19 protein-coding genes are annotated in these 20,081 nt (G+C 44.2%); 1 reads left to right on the top strand and 18 read right to left on the bottom strand.

Annotated features, from left to right (window positions below; all coding sequences use genetic code 11):
• Positions 1-2: 2 nt before the first annotated feature.
• The 11 genes from rlmN to MHB66_RS07470 form a co-directional block, all read right to left on the bottom strand.
• Positions 3-1,085, bottom strand: coding sequence for a 23S rRNA (adenine(2503)-C(2))-methyltransferase RlmN (gene rlmN, locus MHB66_RS07520; RefSeq protein WP_046310905.1), 1,083 nt, complete (start codon positions 1,083-1,085; stop codon positions 3-5).
• 3 nt (positions 1,086-1,088) lie between these two features.
• Positions 1,089-2,432 carry a 16S rRNA (cytosine(967)-C(5))-methyltransferase RsmB gene (gene rsmB, locus MHB66_RS07515; RefSeq protein ID WP_046310903.1) on the bottom strand — a complete coding sequence of 448 codons (1,344 nt, stop codon included), beginning with the start codon at positions 2,430-2,432 and terminating at the stop codon, positions 1,089-1,091.
• Positions 2,419-3,372, bottom strand: a complete 954-nt coding sequence (gene fmt / locus MHB66_RS07510) for a methionyl-tRNA formyltransferase (protein WP_046310901.1) — start codon at positions 3,370-3,372, stop codon at positions 2,419-2,421. Before fmt ends, rsmB begins: the two co-directional genes overlap by 14 nt.
• A 5-nt stretch (positions 3,373-3,377) precedes the next feature.
• Positions 3,378-3,860: a peptide deformylase gene (gene def, locus MHB66_RS07505; RefSeq protein ID WP_034281741.1), complete on the bottom strand. Its 483-nt coding sequence runs from the start codon at positions 3,858-3,860 to the stop codon at positions 3,378-3,380.
• 15 nt (positions 3,861-3,875) lie between these two features.
• Positions 3,876-6,284 carry a primosomal protein N' gene (gene priA / locus MHB66_RS07500; protein WP_046310898.1) on the bottom strand — a complete coding sequence of 803 codons (2,409 nt, stop codon included), beginning with the start codon at positions 6,282-6,284 and terminating at the stop codon, positions 3,876-3,878.
• Complete coding sequence (gene coaBC, locus MHB66_RS07495; RefSeq protein ID WP_046310895.1) at positions 6,281-7,498, bottom strand: bifunctional phosphopantothenoylcysteine decarboxylase/phosphopantothenate--cysteine ligase CoaBC; 1,218 nt, start codon at positions 7,496-7,498, stop codon at positions 6,281-6,283. Before coaBC ends, priA begins: the two co-directional genes overlap by 4 nt.
• 117 nt (positions 7,499-7,615) lie before the next feature.
• Complete coding sequence (gene rpoZ, locus MHB66_RS07490) at positions 7,616-7,819, bottom strand: DNA-directed RNA polymerase subunit omega (RefSeq protein WP_003211647.1); 204 nt, start codon at positions 7,817-7,819, stop codon at positions 7,616-7,618.
• A 3-nt stretch (positions 7,820-7,822) separates the two neighbouring features.
• Positions 7,823-8,437, bottom strand: a complete 615-nt coding sequence (gene gmk / locus MHB66_RS07485) for a guanylate kinase (RefSeq protein WP_024424214.1) — start codon at positions 8,435-8,437, stop codon at positions 7,823-7,825.
• A 9-nt stretch (positions 8,438-8,446) separates the two neighbouring features.
• Complete coding sequence (gene remA / locus MHB66_RS07480) at positions 8,447-8,716, bottom strand: extracellular matrix/biofilm regulator RemA (protein ID WP_008344898.1); 270 nt, start codon at positions 8,714-8,716, stop codon at positions 8,447-8,449.
• A gap of 76 nt (positions 8,717-8,792) precedes the next feature.
• Positions 8,793-9,668 carry a YicC/YloC family endoribonuclease gene (locus MHB66_RS07475; protein WP_034281735.1) on the bottom strand — a complete coding sequence of 292 codons (876 nt, stop codon included), beginning with the start codon at positions 9,666-9,668 and terminating at the stop codon, positions 8,793-8,795.
• An 83-nt stretch (positions 9,669-9,751) separates the two neighbouring features.
• Positions 9,752-12,427 (bottom strand): calcium-translocating P-type ATPase, SERCA-type, encoded by a 2,676-nt coding sequence (locus tag MHB66_RS07470; protein WP_046310892.1) that lies wholly within the window; start codon positions 12,425-12,427, stop codon positions 9,752-9,754.
• Between the two features lie 165 nt (positions 12,428-12,592).
• Between MHB66_RS07470 and MHB66_RS07465 the strand changes: the two genes are divergently transcribed.
• Positions 12,593-14,302 (top strand): NFACT RNA binding domain-containing protein, encoded by a 1,710-nt coding sequence (locus tag MHB66_RS07465; RefSeq protein WP_046310890.1) that lies wholly within the window; start codon positions 12,593-12,595, stop codon positions 14,300-14,302.
• A 38-nt stretch (positions 14,303-14,340) separates the two neighbouring features.
• Here the strand turns inward: MHB66_RS07465 and MHB66_RS07460 are convergent, their stop codons facing one another.
• The 7 genes from MHB66_RS07460 to MHB66_RS07430 form a co-directional block, all read right to left on the bottom strand.
• Positions 14,341-14,844 carry a bifunctional precorrin-2 dehydrogenase/sirohydrochlorin ferrochelatase gene (locus MHB66_RS07460; protein ID WP_046310887.1) on the bottom strand — a complete coding sequence of 168 codons (504 nt, stop codon included), beginning with the start codon at positions 14,842-14,844 and terminating at the stop codon, positions 14,341-14,343.
• The gene (locus MHB66_RS07455; protein WP_024426950.1) at positions 14,825-15,610 is read right to left on the bottom strand and encodes a sirohydrochlorin chelatase; all 786 of its coding nucleotides are present in this window, start codon (positions 15,608-15,610) and stop codon (positions 14,825-14,827) included. Before MHB66_RS07455 ends, MHB66_RS07460 begins: the two co-directional genes overlap by 20 nt.
• 74 nt (positions 15,611-15,684) lie before the next feature.
• Positions 15,685-16,440, bottom strand: coding sequence for a uroporphyrinogen-III C-methyltransferase (gene cobA / locus MHB66_RS07450; RefSeq protein ID WP_024426949.1), 756 nt, complete (start codon positions 16,438-16,440; stop codon positions 15,685-15,687).
• A gap of 29 nt (positions 16,441-16,469) precedes the next feature.
• Positions 16,470-17,063 carry an adenylyl-sulfate kinase gene (cysC, locus tag MHB66_RS07445; protein WP_034281722.1) on the bottom strand — a complete coding sequence of 198 codons (594 nt, stop codon included), beginning with the start codon at positions 17,061-17,063 and terminating at the stop codon, positions 16,470-16,472.
• Positions 17,064-17,077: 14 nt separating this feature from the next.
• Positions 17,078-18,214 carry a sulfate adenylyltransferase gene (gene sat / locus MHB66_RS07440; RefSeq protein WP_024426947.1) on the bottom strand — a complete coding sequence of 379 codons (1,137 nt, stop codon included), beginning with the start codon at positions 18,212-18,214 and terminating at the stop codon, positions 17,078-17,080.
• 57 nt (positions 18,215-18,271) lie between these two features.
• The gene (locus MHB66_RS07435; RefSeq protein WP_041117338.1) at positions 18,272-19,336 is read right to left on the bottom strand and encodes an inorganic phosphate transporter; all 1,065 of its coding nucleotides are present in this window, start codon (positions 19,334-19,336) and stop codon (positions 18,272-18,274) included.
• Between the two features lie 13 nt (positions 19,337-19,349).
• Positions 19,350-20,051, bottom strand: coding sequence for a phosphoadenylyl-sulfate reductase (locus tag MHB66_RS07430; RefSeq protein ID WP_024426945.1), 702 nt, complete (start codon positions 20,049-20,051; stop codon positions 19,350-19,352).
• Between the last annotated feature and the right edge of the window lie 30 nt (positions 20,052-20,081).

Here is a 20,081-nt window from a genome sequence, read left to right as displayed (position 1 = left end):
CGTCACCTCGTCTCTTCCTGACGCTCCTTCGCTCTTAGCTGACCGCAAGCAGCATCAATATCATGGCCTTGCTCTCGTCTAATCGTTACGTTTACGCCGCGTTCTTTCAACGTTTTTTCAAATAGGAAGATTTGTTCTCTCGGTGTTCTTACATAATCCCTTTCCGGTACATAGTTCACCGGAATGAGGTTCACGTGGCACTTGATTCCTTTTAATAAGTCTGCAAGCTCTTCTGCATGATGAACTTGATCATTTACTCCGCCAAACAGGCCGTATTCAAAGCTGACACGTCTACCCGTTTTTTGAATATAGTATTCGATGGCTTCCATTAATTTTGGCAGCTTATATGCCTTATTGATCGGCATCAGACGGCTTCTGATCTCTGTGTTCGGTGCATGCAGGGAGACAGCAAAATTGATTTGCATTTGCTCATCAGCGAATTGATAGATCTTTGGAATGATTCCGCTTGTCGACACTGTAATATGACGCGCACCAATATTTAAGCCGTTGTCATGGTTGATGATTTTAAGGAAAGCAAGCATTTCGTCAAAGTTATCAAACGGTTCGCCAATTCCCATGATGACAACCGAGCTGACTCTCTCATCTGTTTCGTCAAGTGCCTGCTGCACTTTCAATACTTGAGCAACGATTTCTCCTGCTTCAAGATTTCGTTTTAACCCGCCAAGTGTAGATGCACAGAATGTACAGCCAATTCGGCAGCCAACCTGAGTTGTGACACAGACAGAGTTGCCGTATTCGTGGCGCATCAGCACTGTTTCAATCGTATAGCCATCATGTAATTCAAATAAAAACTTGATCGTTCCGTCTTGAGACGTTTGTTTGATCACGGTTTTTAATGTGGTGATCTCAAATTGATTTTTTAATTTTTCTCTTAAATCCTTTGAAAGGTTAGACATATCGTCAAAGGATGTCACACGTTTCTCATAAAGCCACTCGAAAATTTGGGCTGCGCGGAAAGGCTTTTCGCCTTGTTCTTTTAACCATTCTTTCATTTCGTGAAGCTCAAATGAGTAGATCGACGGCATTTCTGTCTTCAGTTCTTTTCTTACTTTTTGTTCTGTCATTTTTTATCCCTTCTTTCTCATGCTGCAAATAAAGAAACCATCTGTTCCGAAATAATGAGGAAGAATTTGTACACTTCCGTTTTGAACAAACGGAGCAACCTGCTCAGGCAGCCGTTCATTAAGAGATAGATCGGGTTCGAAGTCTTGGTGTTCTTGTAAAAACGCATGAATCACTTGTTGATTTTCTGTTGGGTCCATTGTACACGTACTGTATACAAGGGTTCCGCCCGGTTTTAAAAGCGGGGCCGTTTCCTTTAAAATGGCCTGCTGGATAGCTGCAAGCCTTGCTGAGTCTTCTTTAGACTTTGTATATTTCATATCTGGTTTTCGTCTAATGACGCCAAAACCGGAACACGGTGCATCAATGAGAATACGGTCAAACGAAGCTTCGCTGTAATAGGCTGCCGCTTTCCTTGCATCAAGTGCTTTTGCCTCAATGTGAGAAAGGTTCAGACGTTTTGCTGCTTGTTTGATGAGTTTCACTTTATGTTCATGTAAATCAAGTGAAACAATTTTGCCCTCATCATTCATACGTTCTGCAATATGTGTTGATTTTCCGCCAGGAGCCGCACAGGCGTCAAGCACTGTTTCTCCCGGCTGAGGGTCGAGCGCTCTTGCGACAAGCATCGAGCTTTCATCTTGTATCGTCACATAGCCTTCTTGAAAAGAAGGAGTTGAGACGATGGACCCTTTCATGAGCTTGAGTGCATCTTGTGATAAGTCGCCAAGCTCCGTTTCGATGCCTGCATCCATTAGTTTTTGCTGCAGTGCCGTGCGGTCAGTTTTCATTCGATTGACGCGAAGGGTTTGCTTTGGCGGGACTAAATGAATGCGGCACATGCTTTCTGCCGCTTCAAACCCGTACGCCTGAACCCACTCCTGCACAAGCCATAATGGGTGGCTTGTCTCAATGGACAGCCGCTTTACGGGATCTTTGATCGCATCAAATGACGGAACGCCTTCTCTTTGCACGGAACGAAGAACACCGTTCACAAGTGAAGAAATCCCTTTGTGCCCGCGTTTTTTCGTCAGCTCGACAGCTTCATGAATCGCTGCACGATCTGGAATTTTTTCAAGGTACACCATTTGATAAAGGGACATCCGCAAAAGCTGCATCACCCATGGAGCGACCTTTTGCGGTTTTTTCACAAAGGGCGTCAGCATATAATCTAATGCCAGCTTATTTTGCAGTGTACCATATACAAGCTCTGTTAACAGCGGTTTGTCCTGATCAGCTAAGTCTTTATCTTTCATGACTGACTGCAACAGCAAATTACTGTAAGCCTGGTTTTGTTCGAGTTTGATTAAAGCGTCCAGCGCTACTTCTCTCACATTACTTTTCTTCATTCATTAACCCTAATTTCTGTCCAATTTCGATATTTGCGCCTCTTAAGAAGTCTTCGCCGCTCATTTTTTTCTTACCAGCTGGCTGCACACCTGTTAATAAAAGGCCTTGCTCATTCCCAGTTCCAATGACCGGACCTTCTTTTTGAAGCACAATCACTTTCCCGGGTTCTTCTTGCGCTTGAAGCGGAACCTTTTTCGCTTCCCATACTTTTAGATGAGCGCCGTTCCATTCAGTATAGGCAACTGGCCAAGGATTTAGCCCGCGAACTTGGTTGTAAAGCTCTTCGCCGGTTTTTGTCCAGTCTAATCTTTCTTGCTCCCGCTTAATATTTGGTGCATATGTGGCCGCTTCTTCATTTTGCGGAATCGGAGAAATAGACCCGCTCAGAACATTTGGCACCGTATCTTTTAGCAGCGCGGCACCTGCAACACTTAATTTGTCATGCAATGTTCCGACATTGTCTAATTCATCGATTTCTACTTCTACTTTACTGATCATGTCACCTGCATCAAGTCTTTCCACCATGTACATGATGGTAACGCCTGTTTTCTTTTTGCCTTGAAGGATCGCATAATGGATCGGCGCGCCGCCTCTTAGTTCTGGCAGCAGCGAGGCATGAACATTGATACAGCCAAACTTAGGTTCATCGAGTAATCGCTTTGGTAAAATTTGTCCAAATGCCGCTGTGACGATTAAATCCGGCTGTAAGGCAAGCACCTTATCAATTTCTTCATCAAGTCGCACCTTTTCAGGCTGCAACACAGGAATGCCGTGCTTTAAGGCTTCCACTTTTACAGGAGGCGGTGTGAGCACTCGTTTTCTTCCTTTTGGGCGGTCTGGCTGCGTGACAACCCCTACCACTTCGTATCCTTCTGTTATCAGTGTTTGCAGCACAGGTACTGAGAAATCAGGGGTTCCCATAAATACGATACGTGCCATTTTCTTCACCCTTCCATTTCCGCAAGTTCTTTTTCTGTATAAGTTTCAATGATTTTTGACGTAAATAAAATGCCGTCTAAATGATCAATTTCGTGCAATAAAGCTCTTGCTAAAAATCCGTCTGCTTCTATTGTAAATGGTTTGCCTTTCTTATCAAAGGCTTTTACCTTCACATAGTTCGGTCTCTCTACAGTGCCGTATAAAGATGGAAAGCTCAGGCAGCCTTCAATATCTGTCTGGCTTCCTTCTACTTCAAGCACCTCGGGGTTCACTAAGTCAATTCTGCCAGATTCTTCTCCGATATCTACAACAGCGATTCTTTTTGAAATACCGATTTGTGGTGCTGCTAGTCCAACTCCATCCAGCTCAAGCATTGTATCATACATATCATCCAGCAGTTTTTTAAGCTTTTTATCGAACGTACCGACGCGCTCTGTCTTTTGTTCAAGCACTTCTGCCGGATGTATGACTATTGGTTTTACTGCCACTTACAGCCCTCCGTTTTACATCATCATATATGGATTCATATCTATTGAAATCATCAATTGTTTTTGTTCCATTTCCTTTTGATAATGGTCTTGTATTTTCCGTAGTAAACTTGCCAGTTCATTTTCCCTTTTGTATTTTATCACGCATTGATACCGATATCTATCTTTGATCTTAGCGATTGGCGATGCGGCCGGACCAAGGATTCGAGTATTCGGCGCACAGTTCATTTTTAGGAACTGGACAATTTGATCAGTGACATGTGCTGCCTTCGTCACTTCTTCGTGTGACACTGTCACCATCGCCAAAAAGTAATAAGGCGGATAGGACTGGTGGCGTCGATGCAGCATCTCCTGTTCATAAAAGGCTTCGTAGTCATGCTGCTTCGTTAATTCAATACTATAGTGAGAAGGCGTATACGATTGAATAATAACCGAGCCCGCTTTTTCATGGCGCCCTGCTCTGCCGCTGACCTGTGTGAGAAGCTGAAATGTTTTTTCACTTGAACGAAAATCAGGGATGTGAAGGGATGTATCCGCACTGAGAACACCAACAAGTGTGACATCTGGGAAATCCAGCCCCTTTGCAATCATCTGCGTCCCGAGCAAAATGTCCGCTTCTTTATTGCCAAAAGACGTAAGAAGCTTTTCGTGAGCACCTTTACGAGACGTTGTATCCACATCCATTCGGATCACACGCGCCTCAGGCAATACCTTTGTCAGTTCTTCTTCTACTCGCTGCGTGCCAGTTCCAAAATAGCGAATATGCTCACTGTGGCATTCTGGACATTCAGAAGGTACTGGAGCTTCGTGACCACAATAATGGCACTTCAGCCGTTTTTGATATCTGTGATAGGTGAGAGAAATTTCGCAATGAGGACATTGCTCCACATATCCGCAATCACGGCACATCACAAAGGATGAATAGCCTCTTTTGTTCAGAAATAAAACGGCTTGTTCTTTTCTTTCAAGCACTTCCTTTAACCTGATCATTAACTCTTCTGAGAACATGGAGCGGTTGCCATTTCTTAGTTCTTCTCTCATATCAATTAACGAAACGTGCGGCATCTGCTGCTGGTTGACGCGGTGCTTGAGCGGCAGCAATGTATAGACGCCTTTTTTTGCACGTGCATAGGTTTCAAGTGAAGGTGTTGCACTGCCTAATACGACTGGACATTGATGCCGCACTGCTCGTTCAATGGCGACATCCTTGGCATGGTAACGAGGCATTTCTTCTTGTTTATAAGAGGATTCATGCTCTTCATCTATAATAATCATGCCTAAATTTTCAAATGGAGCGAAAACAGCAGATCTTGCGCCAACGACAAGCTTGACTTCCTTGCGATGAATCTTCCGCCATTCATCATATTTTTCTCCTGTCGATAAGCCGCTGTGAAGAACAGCCACATTTGAGCCAAATCGTTCTTTAAATCGCTGCACCATTTGAGGGGTTAACGAAATCTCAGGAACTAAAACGATCGCTTCTTTGCCTTTTTGAAGAACATGATCAATTGTCTGCAAGTAAATCTCCGTTTTGCCGCTTCCTGTCACTCCGTGCAGTAAAAAGGTTGCGTGCTGATTCTCACTGACTGCTTGATGAATATGTTTTGCCGCCTCTCTTTGCTCAGGCGTGAGATCAAGTGATGCAGATGGTGTAAACTCCCGGTCACGGTAAGGATCCCGGTAGACCTCTTCATAGCTTTCTGTTAACAGCCCTTCTTGAATAAAGGTTTTAAGCGTTTGAGAACTCGCGCCTGTTTGCTGCTGCAAGTCTTTCGCTAAAAAGGCTGCCTCTCCCGCTTGAAGCAAGTAGGAGATCAGTGCCTTTTGTTTTACCGCATTTTTCTTTAGCTGCTGCTGCTTTTCTTCAAGTTTTTCTTTCGATACAGCCAGCTGGAGCATGCGGACCTTTTTCTTTCCAGATTTTTGCGAGACATGGTATCTCACCTCTAGATGACCTTTTTGGACATGCTTTTGAATCTGTTTTAATTGTTCAGACGGGATGTCAGCATAAAGAATGCTCTCTCGCTGACCGAAAAGCTCTTTCAATGACTGCGGAAGTTCTTCCTCTGATAGCACCTGTATTTCTTTTTCATACTTTGCCTTCATGGCTGCGGGCAGCATCGATTGAAGTGCCGTAATATGATAGGACAATGTTTTTTCCGTCAGCCAGTGAGAAAGCTCCAGCAGCTCATCTGTCAGAACAGGTGATAAATCAAATAAATCGACTATCTCTTTGATGCTTCCTGTCTTGATGTCTGTTTCCTCTTTGACTTTTGTCACAAACCCTTGAATCTTCCGCGGGCCAAAGGGAACGACCACCCTCATTCCCGCTTTGACGAGATCTTTGAATCGATCTGGTACCCGGTAATCAAATGGACGGTCAATGGCTTTCGTTGTGACATCTACGATGACTTCAGCAATCATGCGCGATCACGCTCTTTTGGAAGCAGCATTATTGCCTCCTTTAAAATTTCAAAAGCGAGGTCTTTTTTGCTCATCATCGGCAGCTCTTTTTTCGTTCCATCTGCTTTGATGATTGCTGCCACATTGGTATCTGTGCCAAAGCCTGCACCTTCTTTAGTGACGTTATTGGCCACAATCATATCTAGATGCTTGGATTCAATTTTCTTTTTCGCATAATATTCTACATCCTGCGTTTCAGCTGCAAATCCGACCAGCACTTGATGCTCTTTTCTTTTCCCCAGCTCTTTTAAAATATCTTTTGTCCGGGTGAATTCAATGTCCAGTGCGCCGTCCTGTTTTTTCATTTTATGAGTATATGTCGTGACAGGGGTGTAATCGGCGACAGCTGCTGATTTAATGACAAGATCAGCTTCTCCGTATACATCTAGCGCAGCATGATACATCTCTTCAGCTGATTCAACGTGCACTACATGCACATGGTCAGGTTCAGTTAAAGAAACAGGCCCAGAAATCAGCGTAACATCTGCACCCATTTGCTGAGCAGCCTCTGCAATCGCATAGCCCATTTTTCCACTAGAACGGTTTGTAAAGAACCGGACAGGATCGATCACTTCACGTGTAGGACCTGCTGTCACTACGACTTTTTTTCCTGAGAGCGGTAAGCTTTTTGGCTCTTCAAAAAAAGCACGGATGTGTTCCACAATTTTTTCAGGCTCTTCTAATCGCCCTTTTCCAATGTACCCGCAGGCTAAATAACCTTCACTCGGCTCAATAAACCGGTAGCCGTCTTCATATAATGTGCGAATGTTCCGTTTCACAGCCGGGTGATCATACATATGCACATTCATCGCTGGTGCGACCCATACAGGCGCTGTAGAAGCAAGCAAAGTCGTGGTGAGCATATCATCTGCAAGTCCAGCGGCCATTTTACCAATCGTATGTGCTGTTGCAGGGGCAACAAGAATGAGATCGGCCCAGTCAGCTACGTCAATATGTGCAATGACTTTTGGATTGTTTTCTTTGAATGTATCTACATATACCTCATGCCGAGACAGTGCTTGGAAGGTAAGCGGAGACACAAACTCACGAGCAGATTCCGTCATAATCACTCTTACATTTGCGCCTGCTTGTACGAGTTTACTAGTAAGTGCTGCTGCTTTATATACGGCAATTCCTCCGCTGACACCGAGCAATATATTTTTTGACTGTAACATTTGTTTGTCCCCCTTAACGGCCTTTTTCACAAATTCGTCTACAATTCAAAAAAGTCAAAACCAATCATAGTTTTGACTTTTTTGAACGTATCGTATCTGCATTGCAGAAGCGATGTGTTATTCTTGATCCTCTTTTTCAAATGTCAAAAGACCAGCGTCAATTTCTTCTAGTGCTTTGCCTACGAATTTGTAAGACTTTGTGTTTTCAATCTGCTGATCTTGATGGATCTGCATTTCACGTGCACGGCGTGCCGACACTGTTACAAGTGTATATTTTGAATCAAGTTTGTTCATCAATGAGTCAATTGAAGGATCTAACATGGTTTATTCTACCCCCAGCATTTTTTTATATCTTGGTGCGACTCTGTCTCTGCGCAGGTGTTCTGCAAGGACGATCGCTTTGATTCTTTCACAAGCAAGCTCGACATCATCGTTTTCAACGACATAGTCGTAAGCATCCATCATTTCAATTTCTTCTTTCGCAGCAGCCATTCGGTTTCGAATGAGCTCCTCAGATTCTGTACCGCGAGTAATGATACGGTTTTGAAGTTCTGAAAGACTAGGCGGTGCAAGGAAAATAAAAAGACCTTCCGGGAATGCTTCTCTTACTTGAAGTGCACCTTGCACTTCAATTTCAAGGAAAACATCTTTTCCTTCGCTTAATGTCTGTTCTACATAGTCAACAGGCGTGCCGTAGTAATTCCCGACGTACTCTGCCCATTCTAACAGCTTTTTGTTTTCAATCATATGTTCAAATTCTTCCCTGGTTTTAAAGAAATAATCGACACCATTTCTTTCACCTTCACGCGGTTTGCGTGTCGTCACAGAAATAGAGTATTCAAATTTCGTATCTTCCTGGGAGAAAATGGCTTGTCTGACCGTTCCTTTTCCAACTCCCGAAGGTCCAGAGAGAACGATTAAAAGTCCTCTTTCTTTCATAATGGCGTATTACCCCTGCCCTTCATCTATGATTTCTTCTTTTACAGAAAGTCTTTGCGCGACAGTCTCAGGCTGAACGGCAGATAAGATGACATGGTCACTGTCCATAATGACAACAGCACGGGTTCTTCTTCCGTATGTAGCATCTATGAGCATGCCTCGATCTCTTGCGTCTTGTATCATTCGTTTAATCGGTGCTGATTCCGGACTGACGATCGAAATCATCCGATTCGCTGAAATGATGTTTCCAAATCCGATATTGATCAACTTTATGGTCATCTTCTTTCGTCCCCCTGTAATATAAACGTCTCTAGTCTCGCCGAAAGAGACGCACTGTAAACAGCATACACAATGACTATTCTATATTTTGCACTTGTTCTTTTATTTTTTCAATAGCACTTTTCATTTCAACCACCAGCTTTGTTAAATGGTGATGGTTCGCTTTTGATCCAATGGTGTTCACTTCACGGTTGAGCTCCTGTACAAGGAAGTCAAGTTTTCGGCCGGCAGCACCGCCTTGCAGCAAGATTTGCTGGAACTGCTGAAAATGACTTTTCAGTCTCGTAATCTCTTCTGTAATGTCACACCGGTCAGCAAAAATGGCAGCCTCTGTCGTTAGTCTGCTCTCGTCAAGCGCCTCTCCGATCCATTCTTGCAATCGCTGATTCAATCGTTCTTTGTACTGACTCACAACCTCTGGTGCAAAGACTTTGATTTCTTCTGTATAGGCCTCTAATTCAGAAAGCCTCAGTTCACAGTCTTTTTGAAGTGATGCGCCCTCTTGCTCTCTCATGAAGCAAAGCTCCTTGACAGCAGCCTCGCAAGCTTCCATCAGCAGCTGCTCTAACTGTTCATTTCGGCTGGCTGACTCTTCCACTTGAACGGCAAGCTCCAGCCCCAATAAGTCATGTGCATGCTGAATGCCTGAAATGTGATAGCGTTCTTCGAGGTCTTTTGCGGCTTTCATGTATTCATCAAGCAGCGGCCAGTCGATCTGTAAGGACCGGCTTGCTAGTTTACCGCCTTCAATCGTGACAAACAGCTCAATTCTACCGCGCTGCACGTGACGAAGAATGATTTTTTTTAATGTATCTTCGAAATATAAAAGCGGCCTCGGCAAACGGGCATGAACCTCTTTAAAACGGTGATTGACCGATTTTAGCTCAACTGACACTGTCAGTTCTCCATCCGTTTTACTCGCTTGGCCGAATCCCGTCATACTGCGTATCATGTCAAAACACCCAATTCTTTCATATTAATAAAATGAAAAAGGTAATAGCAGACACTATTACCTCAAAATTATACCATAATCAATTATTTTTTTCTTGTCAAAAGTGATCCTGCCAGTAAAAAAGTTGGCAGTGCAGACATCCCAATGATCAGCAGCCAATCAATTGGTGCAACCGCCACCGTTTTGAAAATCGGCTGAAGCGGCGGGTAATAAATGACCACAAACATGAGTAAAAGTGATGACAAAACCGCACCGATCAAATAAAGGTTCCCAAATGGATTACGTTCAAAAATGGACCGTTCACTGCGGCAGTCAAATACATGAATGAGCTGCGCCAAAACAAGCGTACTAAATGCGACAGTCTGTGCATATTGCAGGTTGTTTGGATCGCGGTGATACACAAATATAAATGCCAAAAGGGTCGCAAGCCCGATGAGGAATCCTCTTGAGATGACCTTCCAGCCAAGCCCTCTAGCAAAAATGCCCTCTTTCACATTCCGCGGCTTTCTCTTCATGACATCGCCTTCTGGCTTATCCATACCAAGTGCCATAGCCGGCAGACCATCTGTGACAAGGTTTACCCATAAGATTTGTATAGGAACGAGCGGCAGCGGCAGCGCGAGGAGCATCGCAAACAGCATGACCAAAATTTCTCCGACATTTGATGCCAGCAAATAACGGACAAACTTACGAATGTTTTCATAAATATTCCGGCCCTCTTTAATGGCGGATTTTATGGTCGCAAAGTTGTCGTCAAGTAAAATAAGAGAAGACGCTTCTTTGGCTACGTCTGTTCCAGTGATGCCCATGGAGATGCCGATATCTGCTTGTTTAATGGCAGGCGCATCATTGACCCCGTCACCTGTCATCGCCACAACATGACCATTTTTTTGATAGGCTTTGACAATTCTCAGTTTATGCTCAGGGGAAACCCGGGCAAAGACGTATACATTTTCAGCCGTTTGCTCAAGCTCTTTGTCGCTCATCTGATCAAGCGCCTTCCCGTCAAGCACCTGTCCTTGCTTCGGTAAAAGGCTCAAGTCTTTGGCGATCGCTTTGGCCGTTTCTACGTGGTCGCCTGTAATCATGACCGTTTTAATCCCGGCATCCCGGCACTCTTTAATCGCTCGTCTGACTTCAGGACGCGGTGGATCGATCATGCCCTCTAACCCGATCAATGTTAAATCGGTTTCAGCCTGCTTTACAGAGGTGATTTTTTCTGTCAGACCGACTTTTTTATAGGCAATGGCAATGGTTCTAAGCGCCTGTCTTGCTAAGCCTTGAATCGCAGCTTCTGTTTCTTGCCTGTGAGTGGCTGAAAAAGAAGCTGTGCGCCCGCCGTGCATGATATGACTTGAACGGTTCATTAGTACATCCGGCGCACCTTTTGCAATGACATACCGCTCTTTTTGATTCGTTTCAACGACGACTGACATCATCTTTCTTTCTGAGTCAAAAGGAAACTCCTCAATGACATGAAATCCAGCTTCAATGAATTGCTCTGTAAAACCCGCTTTACGTGCTGCGGTGAGAAGCGCCCCCTCTGTCGGATCTCCATCAAGCCTCATCTCCCCGTCTTTTTCAATGATGGTCGATGTATTACAAAGCGCCCCGTATAATAACACCTTTTGCAGACTTGGGTGCTTGTCGACATGGACGATTTCTCCATTTAGGGTAAAGTCACCGGATGGCTCGTAGCCTGTGCCAGAAATATTCCACGTTTTCCCCTCTGCCCACACATGGGTCACGGTCATTTTATTTTGCGTCATCGTTCCTGTTTTATCTGAGCAAATGATTGACGCGCAGCCGAGTGTTTCCACCGCGGGGAGCTTTCTGACAATCGATTTTTGTTTGATCATCCGCTGCACCCCTAGGGAAAGTGCAACAGTGACGATCGCCGGCAGTCCTTCTGGAATCGCCGCAACAGCAAGAGATACTCCCGCTAGGAACATATGATACAATTCATGTCCTTGCACAACCCCGAGAACAACAACGAGCACCGTTAAAAATAAAGCAGCCACAATCAGAATTTTCCCAAGCTGCTCGAGACGTCTTTGCAGCGGCGTTTCCATATTACCTGCTGCATCCAGCATGCCGGCAATTTGTCCCATCGCCGTATTCATTCCTGTACCAATGACAACCCCTACGCCGCTGCCTCTAGTGACAAGCGTCCCCATAAAGGCCATGTTCGTCAAATCTCCGAGAGAGACATGGCCGCTTGAAAGCGGACTTGCGTGTTTGACCGCTGGGATGGACTCACCAGTGAGAGCGGACTCCTCGATTTCTAAGCTCTTTGTTTCTAGTAATCTAATATCTGCCCCAATCCGGTCTCCGCTTGAAAATTTCACAATATCCCCTGGCACGAGATGTTTAGACGGGATCTTGACCCATTCATTATTTCTTCTTGCATACACGTGCGGAGTTGATAATTCTTTTAACGCTTGAAGGGATTTCTCCGCCCGGCGTTCTTGATAAAAACCGAGTACACCATTAATCAAAACAATGGCTACAATCGCAACAGCATCAATGTATTCTCCTAAAAAGGCAGAAATGATTGTTGCTGCAAGCAAGATTAACACCATGAAATCTTTAAACTGTGCTAAAAAAATGATCAGAGCCGACGCCTTTTTTCCTTCCTGCAATTCATTTGGCCCGTGTTTTTCAAGCCGCTTTTGTACATCTTTTTCTGACAGTCCGTCACCTATCGATGTATTCATTGTTTTTAATAAATCGGTTTGGTTCAGTTCATGCCAATTCATTTGACCTCGTCCACTCCTCTTTTGTTCTCTCTCATATGCAGTGTTCTATAAGCCAGTTTATTCAGACTCGTCCTAAATCATGCTATAATAATAAGACTGCCTAAAGAACGAGAAAACGGAAGGTTCTTTCAGTAGATTTGTGTGAAAGAAGAGGGTGTATCTAACATGTCATTTGACGGCATTTTTACATATGGTATGACAAATGAATTGCAAGAGACTTTAACTGGCGGGAGGATTTCAAAAATCCATCAGCCATATAAACACGAGCTGATTTTTCATATTCGGGCAAACGGGAAAAATCATAAGCTGCTTTTATCGGCTCATCCGAGCTATGCGAGAGTGCAGCTCACAGAGCATCAATACGACAATCCAAGCGAGCCGCCGATGTTTTGTATGCTGCTCAGAAAGCATCTTGAGGGCGGCTTTATTGAACGTTTTGAACAGATTGGGTTTGACCGGGTGATCGTGCTTCATGTGAGAAGCCGAAATGAAATCGGTGATGAACAGACGCGTAAGCTTTACATTGAAATCATGGGACGTCATAGTAATTTGATTCTTGTAGAGGATGGAACGCAGCAGATCATTGATGGTTTAAAACACCTTTCTCCATCTGTGAACAGCTATCGAACGGTGCTTCCTGGTCATGAATACCTTCTGCCGCCTGCGCAGCAAAAATTGAATCCTTTTGACGTGACAAAGGATGATATTTTGAAGCATTTACGCTTTCAGGAAGGAAAGATCGCGAATCAAATTGTCGATACCTTCTCTGGGGTTTCCCCGCTGTTTGCAAAGGAAGCAGTACACCGGGCCGGCCTTGCCAATCAAGAAACAATTCCAAATACACTGCTCGAGATGTTCCAGCTCATTCGCATGCATTCTTTTACGCCGCAGCTCACAAGAAAAGACGGGAAAGAGTATTTTTATTTATTAGAGCTTCAGCATGTCCATGGCGAGATGAAGACATTCGACTCACTCAGCCAGCTGCTTGACCGCTTTTATTTCGGAAAAGCAGAGAGAGACAGAGTCAAACAGCAGGCGGCAGACCTTGAACGATTTGTCGTCAATGAAAAAAAGAAAAATGAAAACAAGCTGAAAAAGCTAAAAAGAACACTTGAAGAATCCCAAGATGCACACAAATATCAGCTCTATGGTGAGCTGTTAACAGCCAATTTATATGCGATTAAAAAAGGGGATAAAGAAGCGACTGTCATCAATTATTACGATGAAGACGGCGGAGAAATCACGATCCCGCTCAAAACAAATAAAACCCCTTCTGAAAATGCACAGGCATATTTCACAAAATATCAAAAGGCAAAAAATGCTGTAGAAGCTGTAAATGAACAAATTAAGCGGACACATGAAGAAATTGCTTATTTTGAAGAGCTGATTCAGCAGCTGTCCTCTGCTTCACCGAAGGATTTAGAGGAAATGAGAGAAGAGCTTGTTGAAGGAAAATATTTGCGCGCCAAACAAAAGCGCCACGCCAAAAAGAAAAAACCGGCGGCCATTCAGCTCGAAACGTATGAATCGTCCCAAGGCATACCAATTTTAGTCGGAAAAAACAACAAACAAAACGAGTATTTGACTACAAAGGCAGCTGCTCGTGATGATATTTGGCTGCATACAAAGGATATTCCTGGATCACATGTCGTCATCCGCCACCAAGCACCTGATGAACAAACGCTGCTTGAAGCGGCTCAAATTGCCGCCTACTTCTCGAAGGCAAAAGAGTCCGGCTCCGTTCCTGTCGATTATACGAAAATCCGGCATGTGAAAAAACCAAACGGAGCAAAGCCTGGCTTTGTTACGTATGATCAGCAGCAAACATTATTTGTCACGCCTGACGAAGATCTTGTGCTCAAGCTGAGAAAATAAATAAAAAAGCCGATAAAATCGAGGGTCAGTCCCCGATTTTATCGGCTTTTTCTTTGTCGTTTTTTTCTTTCGATGTAAAGGGCATCAAGTGCGTCAATATCCTCTTGTTCAAGCAAGGATTCAATTGCCGCAGCCAATTGTTTTGTCCGGGCGGGGCTTGCACCGCTTGTAGAAACTGAAATCGTCACTTTTCCTGCTTTGACAACCTTCGGCACCATCACATTGCCAAGCTCAGATTGGCTCACACAATTCACGAGCTGGTGAGGCTGTGCTGTTTGTGCAATCCATTCATTTACCGAAGGGTCGTTTGTAGCAGCAACAATGAAAAACGCATCCTTTAAATCTTCAGCGTCTACTTTCTTTTCCTTCCAATTGAGCGCATATGTATCAATGAGGCGTTCCATCTCTTCAGAAATATTAGGACTCACAACGGTTATCTGGCAAGACTCCGTACACAATGCCTTTGCTCTTCTTAACGCGACAGATCCGCCGCCGGCGATGACCACTTGTTTATCGGTTAAATCAAGATGGACTGGAAGCATGGATTTCTCCTCGGAAACGAAACGCATCGTCTTTGTTTAAAATGGTTTCTTGCACGCGTTCAATATAAGCCGATTTGACATGCGGATGAAAGCCAATATACCGGCATACCTGGACATCTTTCAGCCGCTTTCTCGCCTGAGCGGCTTCACTTTCAATTTCTTTCATTAAAATCCCCGTAAACAGCAAGTAAGGAACGAGATAGACAGGCCCATCGTCATCTGCTGATAACTGCGCGAGAACATCTCGATAATTTGGCTCACATGCTGTAATAAAACACGGAAGAACCTCTGCATGCGGAAGCAGATTTCGGACATCGTCTGCAATGCCAAACACATCTCGCTTCACATCCGGATCAGAGCTCCCGCGGCCAATTAAAAGAATCCGCGCGCGCTCGCCTTGATATCCTGCTTCTTCAATTCTTGCGGCAACCGCTTTTGTTACTTCTTGATTCACGCCGATTGGCTTTCCATATGTGACCTTCACTTGCGGGAAACGCGCATGCACTTTCTCAATTTCGACCGGGATATCCGATTTGGCATGCATGGCAGTTAAAAGGAGGAGCGGGACGATTGCAATGTGTGTCGCTCCTTTTTTCACACAGGCCTCAAATCCTTCTTCTATAGAAGGGTCCGTCAGCTCTAAAAAACAAATTTCTTGTATATCTGCTTTCACTAACGGCATACAGCTTTTCATAAAAGAAATGGCCTTATCTTGTGCTTCTTTTACCCTGCTTCCATGCCCAACATAAAGGACAGCTTGTTTCATGCGGCTCCTCCCTCTCACTTGTTTTCATCAGACGAAAAGACACGATGTATGCACGTGTCTTTTCTCTATCATTCTCATTTCTCGATGAATGCAGGTTCAAACCAGTTCAGCTTTTGATGAAAATGAACGACATCTCCAACAACAATTAAACTTGGATGCTCAATCCCTTCTTTTTCAACGGTTTCAGACAGTGTCGCCACCGTGCAGCACGTTGTCTTTTGCCTTGTTGTGGTTCCCCAGTGTATAAATGCAGCGGGTGTTTCAGGGTCCCGTCCATTTTTCAAAAGCAGGCGCTGCACTCTTTCCACGTTTTTGACACCCATGTAAATCACAAGAGTATCAATCCCTGTAGCCAGCGCCTCCCACTTTTCTTCAAAATGTTCATCCTTTTGATAGTGACCCGTGACAAAAGCAACATTTGAGCTGAATTCACGATGTGTCACAGGGATGCCCGCATAAGCAGCCGCTGCAATCCCAGAAGTAATTCCTGGGACGACCTCATACGGAATTCCGTGCTCAGCTAGGCATTCGATTTCTTCACCGCCGCGGCCAAAGACAAAGGGGTCGCCGCCTTTCAGCCGAACGACAACGTTCCCTTCCTTTGCATGAGCCACAAGCGCTTCATTGATGGCTTCCTGTCTCATTGTATGATGATTTGGCAGCTTGCCGCAATAAATCAATTCCGCCTCCGGTTTGGCATGGGCGAGAATTTCTTGATTGACAAGACGATCATATAAGATGACATCTGCCCGCTGTATCGCCTTATGGGCCTTTAATGTTATTAAATCTGGGTCACCGGGTCCAGCACCCACAATGTATACTTTCCCCATCTTGCTTTTCTCCCCCTGCCATCAGGCGATTATTTCGTTGTTCCTTTTACATAATCAACAAGACGCTGTTTAGATTCCTCACGGGATAATTCCCCTGTATCTAATACGAGCTCAGGCGCAGCAGGCTCTTCATACGGTGAATCGATTCCAGTGAAAAACGGAATTTCACCGTTTCTCGCCTTTTTATATAACCCTTTTGGATCACGCTCTTCACACACGTTCAGATCACATTTGACAAATACTTCGTGAAATTCCCCATCTTCGACCAACTGTCTGACAGTGTGGCGGTCTTCTTGAAATGGAGAAATAAAAGCAGTGATGACAATCGTCCCTTGCTCCACAAATAATTTTGCTACTTCTCCGATCCGGCGGATGTTTTCTTTTCTGTCATCATCTGAAAACCCTAGATCTTTATTGAGTCCGTGCCGCACGTTATCGCCGTCAAGAACTGTGACTTGGTAGCCTTGTTCAAACAGCTCTCTTGCAGCTGCATTCGCGATCGTTGATTTACCTGACCCGCTTAGACCTGTAAGCCAGATAATGCCGCTCGTATGATTGTTTTTCTGCTGATATTCTTTTTTTGTAATTGATGAATCATGCCACACGATATGTTCGTTGCTCATGTCATACCCTCCCGTTAAGATACCGTCGTTTTTAATCCTTCGATTAATGTTTCAATGACTTCTTTTCGGCTGAACGTGCTTGGTGGTAATTCACCGTTTCTCAGCATTGTTCGAACCTTTGTACCTGAAAGAATGACATGCTCGCTTTTGTCGTGAGGACACGTTTTTGGAGTGGCCATCGCTTCACATGTATTACAGTAGAAACTGTGTTCAAATTTTAATGGAGTAATGCCGATTTCTTCGCTTGTAAATTGATCAAATAGTTCCTGCGCCTCGTATGTGCCGTAATAGTCACCAACACCTGCATGATCTCTTCCAACAATAAAATGGGTGCAGCCATAATTTTTCCGCACTAGCGCATGAAAAATGGCTTCCTTTGGTCCAGCATAACGCATTGCAGCAGGAAAAACACCTAAAAAGACGCGGTCTTTTGGATAATAACCGTCCAATAATACTTGATAGCTTTTCATTCTTACATCTGCCGGGATGTCGTCAGATTTTGTTTCACCGACAAGCGGATTTAAAAATAAACCATCGACTGTTTCCAGTGCTGTTTTTTGAATATATTCATGAGCACGATGAACAGGGTTTCTCGTTTGGAAACCAACAATGGTTTTCCAGCCGTTATCTTTAAAATGACGTCTTGTTTCTTCTGGCTCATACGTAAATTGAGGGAATGGTTTTTCACTGCGTTTCGTCAGTGTAATTTTTCCGCCAATGTAAGTATCGCCGCGTTCAAATAATTTTTTCACGCCTGGATGATTGCGGTCATCTGTTTTATAGACATTCACCGCTTCTTTTTCTTTATCTGGTGTGTATTGATCCTCTACTTCAATGACCCCATATACAGTTCCATTGTAGGATAAGCGCACGATATCGCCTTGATGGATTTCCGCCGCCTTTTCTTTTGTTACTGGTAGTGTAATAGGAAGAGACCAAACGACACCACTTGCTAGCCGCATACTGCTTACAACTGCTTCATAATCAGCTTTTGTTAAAAACCCTTCAATTGGACTATATCCGCCAATTGCAATGAGTTCAAGGTCTGCAAAGGAAATCGCATCTAGTTCAATTTCCTTCGCAGCCGTGCTGAGATCATATTCTTCATTTACTCGATTAATTAATACGCCACCATGTGGTGTTAAACTCATTTGTTCATCTTCCTCTCAATGTTCATATTTATTAGATGTTAATAGTCGGATTTATGGTTAAATCCCGCCGCCCTGTTCATGAATAGAGCTGCTTTCATTTTTGACTGCCTTCATCAGACTCAGCGCACCAAGTGAGGCAAGCAGTACACTCATCATGATAAAGATAGAGTAATAGTCTCCTTTTAAGAAAAGGCTCACAAGCAAATACGAGAGGCTGAGTGATAAAAAAGGTGAGACCACCCATACTTTCAGCATTTTTTTCACAACATGTTTGTGAAAAATGTTAGGCCCGCCTTTTGCCATTCCAAGTCCGATGATAGACGAGGAGGTGATTTGCGTAAGTGGAACGGGCAGCCCAAAAATAGAGCTGACGATGACAAGCCCGGCACCGGTACTCGAAAGTAAAATCCCTTCGCCTGTTTGATAGCGGGTAATTTTCTTTCCGTTTGTTTCCAGCACTCTTCTGCCTAGCAAGAGGGCCCCTGCTGCGACGAAGATTCCGCCGTAAAGTGTTCCCTGCCCAACTGACAAAACGCCTGAAGCGACGAGCGGGCCGACGGCATTTGCCACATTGTTCATACCGGCTGAAAATGCCTCTAAAAATCCGCTGAGGATTAATACGACAGATAAAATAGCTGTGCCTTTTTTAGACAGCTTCCGTTTAGGGAACATTCTGATGATTTTGACGACAGCAAAGGTAAAAAGAAAGGCAAAAAGCGGGATGATGATCCAAAATGCCACAATTACTAAAATGGATTTCACAAACAATACTTTATACGCGACTGCCACACCAACCACAGCCCCTACTGTGACCTCACTTGTTGATAAAGGAATCGCCATGAGATTCGCTATGAAAAGTGATAGTGCAGCAGAACCAATGATAATACAAACGATTTCAATTGTAATGACTGATTCTGGCATAATACCAGAGCTGATCGTTTTGACGACCTCGCCGCCGCCAATCACTGAACCTGCTAAAATCCCCACTGCACAAAAACTGAGTGCATAAATGGGCTTTTGAATGGCACCTGATCCATACGCAATGCCCATAGAAGCAGCTGCCCCGCTTGCGCCTATGTTTAAAGCAAAGAATAGACTAAATAAAATTGCGGCGATTTCCATACATTATGCTCCCTTACTCATGTAATCCGCACTCTGTCTTTGCTGTTCCTGACCATCTGCCAGAACGCAGATCATCTGCAGTAAATGCTGGCTGTGTACACGGTGCACAGCCGATACTTGGATATCCTTGGTCATGCAGCGGATTATAAGTAAGTTCCTCTCTAGATGCATATCTCCATATGTCCTTCCACGTCCAATGGATGAGCGGACATACTTTCACTGATTTGAATTTTTCATCCTTATTTAAGAAATTCGTCCCTGCTCGTTTTGGTGACTGCTCTCTTCTTAAACCGGAAAGCCATGCTGGATAACCAGAGAGAGCTTCTTGCAAAGGAATGACCTTACGCATATGGCAGCAGCTTTGAGGATTTGTTTTCCATAATTCATCACCGTGCTGCTCATTTTGCTGTTCAACCGTCAGCTCAGGCGTTTTCAATACAATGTCTAAACCCGGGTATCTTTCCTTTACCGCATCAATTGTGTCGTATGTTTCCTTAAAATGCAGACCTGTATCTAAAAAGACAATTCTCGCATCTTTTTTTACTTTTGCAATCAGATCAATCAGAACGATGCCCTCGATGCCAAAGCTGCACGCATACACGAGCTGGTCACCATAATGACCGTACGCCCATTTCAGTACAGACAGGGCTCCTTTATACAAATCATCCTCTTGAAATGTAATGGACGGCTCTTGCCAATTTTCATAAGTTAACATGATTTCTCCCCTTCCGGAGTACCGCTCATA

The sequence above is a fragment of the Bacillus sp. FSL L8-0167 genome (genome assembly GCF_038630295.1).
Classification (GTDB): Bacteria; Bacillota; Bacilli; order Bacillales; family Bacillaceae; genus Bacillus; species Bacillus safensis.
The sequence above is the reverse complement of the archived record's forward strand: the minus strand, read 5'-3'. Positions and strand labels throughout refer to the sequence as shown.